This window comes from Thermoplasmata archaeon, assembly GCA_015063285.1.
GTDB lineage: Archaea > Thermoplasmatota > Thermoplasmata > Methanomassiliicoccales > Methanomethylophilaceae > Methanoprimaticola.
On the sequence record SUST01000030.1, the window covers coordinates 1 to 6,692 of the forward strand.

Below are 6,692 nucleotides of genomic sequence, written 5' to 3' on the forward strand. Positions count from 1 at the left end.
GTCCCTAACGTACGGATCCGCGGGCCTTCACCGCTAAGACCTCTTCCTTCCCGTCAGGCCCCTAACCTCCTGACAGATTCTCTAAGGTCAAGAGTTGCTATTAATTTATGATATATAAAATGGTCTGCCCAACGCTCGTTTTACATACTCATTTTTTCCCTATAAAATCACCCTTTTATATCTCCATCCCATCCGAACCCCTGAGGCACAATGAGGATACTCCTTATCACGGACAGCTATCTCCCCACACGCGACGGGAACGTCACCATGGCAGTGGCCACCAGGGAGATCCTCCAGAAGATGGGGCACGAGGTCTTCATATGCGCCCCCAAGCCCATGGATCCGAAGGATGAAGAAGAGGGAGTCTATTACATCAAATCCAAGCCCTTCAAGTCCTACGAAGGCTACCTCCTGCCGACATTCAGGCACAACAACCTCAAGTTCGTCAAGGAACTCAGACCGGACATCATCCACATGCAGGGATGCACCGTGATGACACTAAAGGGTCTAGTCACCTCCCATTACTCCAAGATACCCTGCGTGCAGACGTTCTGCACCATGGTGAACGAGGTCGCCTACCAATACTCCCCGATCAAGCTCCCCCCGAACTTTCTGAACAAATTAGTTCAAATCTACCTCCGTCAAGAGCTGAAGAGACCGGGCGCCGTGATCGTCCCCACCACGCCAATCAAGAAAGAACTTGAAGCAATGGGCGTCAAGGCCAAGCGCATGGAGGTCATCGCATGCGGCGTGGATCACGAAAGGTTCGTCAGGAACGACAAAGGCGATGAGATAAGGGAACGCCACGGACTCGAGGGGAAGAGAGTATTACTCACAGTCGGCAGACTCTCTGTGGAGAAGAAGGTGGACCTCATCATCCGCACCATGAAGCATTTGGACAGTGACGTGGTCCTCCTGATATGCGGAAAGGGGCCCCAGAGCGACGAACTGAAGCAGATAGCCGTCGACGAGGGCGTCTCGGACAGAGTGGTCTTCGCCGGCTTCGTCCCCGATGACGAACTGATATCATACTACTCCTGCGCGGACATATTCATCACAGCATCCAAGTTCGAGACGCAGGGCCTCACCACCCTGGAAGCAATGGCCTGCAGGGTGCCCGCGTTATGCGCCAACGGCCGCGCCTTCACCGATGTGATAAAGGACGGGGAGAACGGCTATCTCTTCGAAACAACGGAAGAGGACTGCGCCAGGGCCGTCATCCAAGGCCTCGAGAACATAGAATCCATGCGCGAAGGCGCAAGGAGGACTGCGGAATTCTACTCCCTGAAGAACACTGGCATCGGGTTGGAGAAGCTCTACAGAGAGATAATCGAATCAAAGAAGGAATGACTTTCCAGCACCCTGTTATTTATTTTATCAATATTCAATTTTATTTAATAAAAATAAAATAAAATAAATTAAATATCTTAAAGCGGTACCTTGCAGTATGGCGGAACTGAGGGAATCCGAGAAATTGGAATTCAAGAAGACGACGGCGGAACTGAGGCAGAGCGTCGTATCCTTGGCATCCATGCTGAACAAGCACGGGCACGGGACCGTATTCTTCGGTATCCAGAACGACGGTGCCGTATGTGAATACTTCACGATAGGTGCAGATACGACCCGCGACATCTCTCAAGCAGTCCGCGAGAACATCCGCCCCAAAGTCCTTCCCTCCATAAGCGTGGAAGAATACCAGGGGAAGGACGTCATAAAGGTCGTAGCCGAGGGGACAGAGGCGCCGTATACGGCATACGGCCGCTACTACATCCGTTCGGATGACGAGGACCTGATAATGAACAACGATCAGCTCCTCACGATATTGGAATCCCACAGCTCAGGAACGGACAGATGGGAGACCAGATCCTCCGGGCATACCGTCGACTGCATAGATGAGAAGGTCCTCATCGAATATATCAATAAATGCAACGACAAAGGACGCCTTGATTTCATGTACCGTGACATGATGGACACCCTCAGGCATCTGAGGCTCATCTACAAGGATGATATACTGAACAATGCAGGCTACTACCTGTTCTCCACCGACAGGCCGCTCACCCTAAAGACCGCCGTATACAACACGGACGAGATGCTATCATTCGCTGACATAGGCGAGATCCGTGGAAACATCAGACAGTGCGTGGACGAAGGGATATCATACATCAAGAGAAGAATGTCCTGGAGCGCAGAGATCGTCGGCACCAGAAGGGAGGAAATCCCGGAGGTCCCGGTGAGATCCATCAGGGAGGTCGTCGTCAATAGCTTCGCCCATATGAGGTATGAGACGCAGCCCTTCAACGAGATATACCTCACACCCAGCGAGATCTGCGTGTTCAATCCGGGCCCGATGGCCGACAACTGCGACCCAGAATCCTTCGCCAGCGGAGAGAAGCGTTCGGTCTTGCGCAATCCGATCATCGCCGAGATTCTATACTACGAGGGAACAACAGACAAATTCGGAACAGGTTTCCGCAGGATATTCGACGAATGCGGGAAGGAGGGAGTAAGATACCGTTATGACAACACGGATCAGGGATTCATGTTCCGCTTCATCCGCAGATCCCAGCAGATGACGGTCCCCAGATCGGTGCTGACCGCTGAGGAATCCGAGATACTGCAGCTGATGAGAGCGGACCCGCATATCTCGGTAAGGGAGATCACCGAGAGGACAGGCATGTCCACAGGGGTCGTGAACGGTCTGGTCACATCCCTGAAGAACAAAGGGGTACTGAAACGCGAAGGGGCACGGAAGAACGGATTCTGGATTATCGAAAGCTCGATGACCATCGATAATACGAACTGAACATTACCGACACGTCAAGATTCGTCCGCGAACGAATACTACGTTGACATTCTGCGGTACGCCTATCGAATCCGCCACAGGCCCGCATTTGGTGCGGAGCACATGGGCTATCGGTACGGGCAGATCCTCCTCCGACAGGGATTCGAAGTTCCCCATGCCCTTGGCGATGATGATGTCGCACCCTTCTATCTCTCTCATCACGTCATCGGGAACGCATCTCCAATCAAGACCGACATAGAATGTGCCAGTATCCAACATCAGATCCAATTCTTTATCCAATCCGGAACGGATCGCATCCTCCCTGGTGACGTCGTTCAGTATGGGTTCTCCCCTCACGACACCTACAACCCTCTTGCCGCGTGAGCGAAGGTATCTTATCAGGATCCTGTCTAGCTGCGACTCGCCGCAGTTATCGAACAGATAGACGATCGTCCCGGGCCTGTCCAGTACCGCTTCGATCCTGTCGGAGTTATCCAATCCCAATCCTTGGTCTATCAGCTTCTGGAAGACCGCCTCGAACTCCTCAGGAGTATCGATCCCTCCCGGGGTCCCGAAGTCCATGATGTTCCCTATCACGGAGACCATCAGACATGCCCTCAGCTTGTCCTCCGAGGAATCGACATACCTCTGTGCAAGGTCCATGAACCTCTCCGCCACATCGTCCGCCCTGACCTTCAGGTCATGATAGGGATCCTTCCCCAGGACCTAGTACGAGGCGCAATGCACCTCCGTCGCTATGTCCACGGACTTCCTCGAATAGCCGAAACCTTCCGCATAGGCCCTCAGCGCATTCTCCACCGATGCCTTCTCATCCATGCCCTCGGAAAGTCTGGACTGGAAGAGTATACGGTTAAGCAAACACGGAACGCAATCTGGTTGGACCCTCATGGATGGGCGTACGGGCGGGATGAGGATATAGTTTGTGCTCTCATCTTTTCGTAACAGGCCTGTACCTCGATGCCTTCCCTGTGCCGATCCGCTCGATCCTCCCCTCCTTCTGGAGCCTGGATAGGATGAGCTCCACATAGGTATCGGACACGTCAGGGATCAGTGCACAGACCTCCCGCTTAGAGATCGGTATGGAGACGTTCAGCAATACGCTTTCCACCCTGTCCTCCTTATTCTGCTTCCCGGTACAGAGGGCCATCCTCCTGTCCAGCTCCCTGTAGGCCAGGAATATGACGCCTATCATGTACTCCATGAACGGACGGTAATCGGAAAGGTCCTCGAACCACCCCTCCCCGGATTGCTCCAGGGCCTCGTAATAATCCGCCTTGGACTGGTTTATGATTGCTTCAATGGAAACGTATGCGCAGACATCCAGTCCCTCTTGGTACATCAGCAGTATCGTCAGCAGCCTGGACATCCTGCCGTTGCCGTCCATGAACGGATGGATCTTCAGGAAATCCATGATGAAACAGGGAAGGAGAAGGATGTTCGGGATCCCCATGTCATTCCTGGCGTCGTTGAACGCCCCGATCAGTTGAAACATGGACTCCCCGACCTGTGACGCAGGCACCGTCCTGTACCTCTTCAGAACCTTGCCGCTCCCGTCCTTGTCCACTATCTCGTTGTTGCGCCTCTTGTATCCGGGGCCCTCGCCCGTATACGATATCAGGGTCGAGAAGAGGTCCAATATCGTGTCCTCGTCCACATCCATGGACGCATATCCCTCATGCACCTTGTTCAGGGCATCCCTGTAGCCGAGTATCTCATATTCGCTATGCCCCTTGGGCTTTACCTTCCCGGTGAGCAGCCCCATCAGGCGGGAGTCCTCGGTCGAAATCCCTTCGATATCGTTAGATTCCCTAGTGGACATGATCTTAGACAGCTCCCTCATATCCCTGGCGGTATCTGGATTATCGGCCGAGAAGGATGCGGACTTCGACCTCATTCCTTCTATACGGGCCAAACGGGATGCAAAGGCCGTTGATACGGACATATCCTTCAGGAAAGAATAATCGAAGGTGTGCATATCGATTATATGCATAATTTAGTATTAATTTTTATGCAATAAATTGATAACTGCTTAAATACCACTTTTCTGGAACAACATTTACTGCATAAAATCATAGAAAAAATTATGCAATAAAACTCAACACATACATAGATTTAACAATGTTAAATCACTCTCAAGAACGAAATAAAAATACCCTAATAGACGGGTAGGAAACCCATTATTCCTCCACATCCCCCATTTTTAACCGGGCATTGTGTTTTATATAAGTTATATTATCGCACAATACATGGCAGCTGACAAAATATGCTCTTCATGCGGTAAGAGACTCATCGGCCACGGCAACACTTTCTTCAAGTGCCCCAAGTGCGGGGACTACGAGATCGGAAGGTGCGACCAGTGCCGCGACCAGTCCGTCCCTTACGAGTGCAAAAAATGCGGATTCATCGGACCATGAGGTGTTGGAATGGGACAGATCGTTGCAGGATATGACCTCATGCCCGAGGGAACAGAAGTGGACCTCAATGCTATCATCGAGAAGCTCCCCACGCTCATTCCCGCAGGAATCAAGATCACCGAGACCAGCATCAACCCTGTTGCGTTCGGTCTCATGAAGATCACCGCCGGTTTCGTCATCGACGACACCGACTCCGAGATCGGAACCAAGCTCGAGGATGCGCTCCGCGCGATCCCCGGAATTGCCGAGATCGAGTGCGTGGCTTCAACGGTACTCTGAAAAACATCTCACGGAGGGTCACCCCTCTGTTCTTTCTTTTTCCATGACATTGTACAAGTTCCCTTCCGGAAAGATAGTCTCCGACGAGGATTACAAAGCGACCTTTGCCGAGGAATACCCGGCCGACAGGCCCGAGGCGGCACCCGACTACGTCGCACCTTCGACCGAGGGCAACAAGCAGGTCTGCTTCGATGAGGAATCATCGGAAGACGATGAGTGAGTCAATACGTCCAACGATAATTTTCAGCAGTTAAGTTCCGACCTTTAGACTCCAATATATATTGGCAATTACTTACCATAATTCATGGGATGCATATGCAAATACTGCGGAACAGTGAATGATGAGTTGAACCCATTCTCCAGGTGCATGATCTGCGGACAGCCCCTCGAGATGAGGTTCGAGCCAGCATTCTGATAAACCTCATTAAAGCTTCAAGCAGCAGGAGGACGCCAAGCCTCCTGCGCCTACACTTTTGTCGTCATAGAACAGAGCATTTTTTCTTCCTAATAATGTAATATCAATATATGGTGCCCTGCATGGATTTGTATTCCTGCAGCGGTAACAGTTTCCCATCGACATCCATCTGCTCGGAAGCAACTATGTCCTCCCCTCTCACGAGGGATTCGGCCATTGTGAGGTCCTTGAATCCCAATAATACGTCGACATCCTTCATGGATGCCGCGTAGAACACCTTCCCTATCTTGGCCCAGCAGATGGCCGCCCTGCACATAGGGCATGGTTCCGCAGAGGTGTACAGGGTACATTCCGACAGGTCGATGGTTCCGAGGGCATCGCATGCCTTGCGGATTGCGACGATCTCGCCGTGTGCGGTGGGATCCTTATCGACAAGAACGCGGTTATGGCCCTTTGCGATGATCGCTCCGCCTTTCGCTATGACACACCCGAACGGACCGCCATCCCCCGCTCTGATTCCGTCCAGGGCCTCCTGGACCGCCATTTCGAGCAATTCCCTGTCATCTGCCATGAACCTGAATTCACAAAGAGGATGATTATCCTGTCGATACATTCATAATAAATCGGGCTCATCTTCATTCGAGAGGGAGCCATAAGACCCTGTACTCTCACGGCTTTGAGGAAACCCTCGGTTTCCTCTATGCGATCGCAGATCCCTCTGCTCTCCATCCATCAGCTCGGAGACTGAACACCTTGCATGCCCAAGGTGAGGATGTTGCAG

8 protein-coding genes are annotated in these 6,692 nt (G+C 52.1%); 4 read left to right on the forward strand and 4 right to left on the reverse strand.

The features are described 5' to 3' along the window. Positions 1-210: 210 nt before the first annotated feature. Together E7Z62_08935 and E7Z62_08940 are read left to right on the forward strand one after the other, a co-directional pair. Entirely contained in the window at positions 211-1,350 is a 1,140-nt protein-coding gene (locus tag E7Z62_08935) for a glycosyltransferase family 4 protein (GenBank protein MBE6523226.1), read from the forward strand. A 97-nt stretch (positions 1,351-1,447) separates the two neighbouring features. Beyond that, positions 1,448-2,803 (forward strand): winged helix-turn-helix transcriptional regulator, encoded by a 1,356-nt coding sequence (locus tag E7Z62_08940; GenBank protein ID MBE6523227.1) that lies wholly within the window; start codon positions 1,448-1,450, stop codon positions 2,801-2,803. Positions 2,804-2,806: 3 nt separating this feature from the next. Here E7Z62_08940 and E7Z62_08945 read toward each other — a convergent pair whose 3' ends face one another. Genes E7Z62_08945 through E7Z62_08955 form a run of 3 tightly spaced genes read right to left on the reverse strand, consistent with a single transcriptional unit; the run spans position 2,807 to position 4,793 of the window. Beyond that, entirely contained in the window at positions 2,807-3,505 is a 699-nt protein-coding gene (locus tag E7Z62_08945; GenBank protein MBE6523228.1) for a DUF89 family protein, read from the reverse strand. Between the two features lie 3 nt (positions 3,506-3,508). Then, entirely contained in the window at positions 3,509-3,691 is a 183-nt protein-coding gene (locus E7Z62_08950) for a hypothetical protein (protein ID MBE6523229.1), read from the reverse strand. 40 nt (positions 3,692-3,731) lie between these two features. Continuing rightward, positions 3,732-4,793: a Fic family protein gene (locus tag E7Z62_08955; GenBank protein MBE6523230.1), complete on the reverse strand. Its 1,062-nt coding sequence runs from the start codon at positions 4,791-4,793 to the stop codon at positions 3,732-3,734. A 256-nt stretch (positions 4,794-5,049) separates the two neighbouring features. On the opposite strand from E7Z62_08955, the gene E7Z62_08960 reads away from it, so the two are divergent. Both E7Z62_08960 and E7Z62_08965 read left to right on the forward strand, forming a co-directional pair. Then, on the forward strand, positions 5,050-5,217 hold the full coding sequence (locus E7Z62_08960) for a DUF1610 domain-containing protein (protein MBE6523231.1): 168 nt from the start codon (positions 5,050-5,052) through the stop codon (positions 5,215-5,217). A 9-nt stretch (positions 5,218-5,226) separates the two neighbouring features. Further along, a complete protein-coding gene (locus E7Z62_08965; protein ID MBE6523232.1) occupies positions 5,227-5,496 on the forward strand; it encodes a translation elongation factor EF-1beta in 270 nt (89 codons plus the stop codon). 518 nt (positions 5,497-6,014) lie between these two features. On the opposite strand, the gene E7Z62_08970 is transcribed toward E7Z62_08965, so the two are convergent. Then, entirely contained in the window at positions 6,015-6,482 is a 468-nt protein-coding gene (locus tag E7Z62_08970; GenBank protein MBE6523233.1) for a nucleoside deaminase, read from the reverse strand. Positions 6,483-6,692 lie beyond the last annotated feature (210 nt).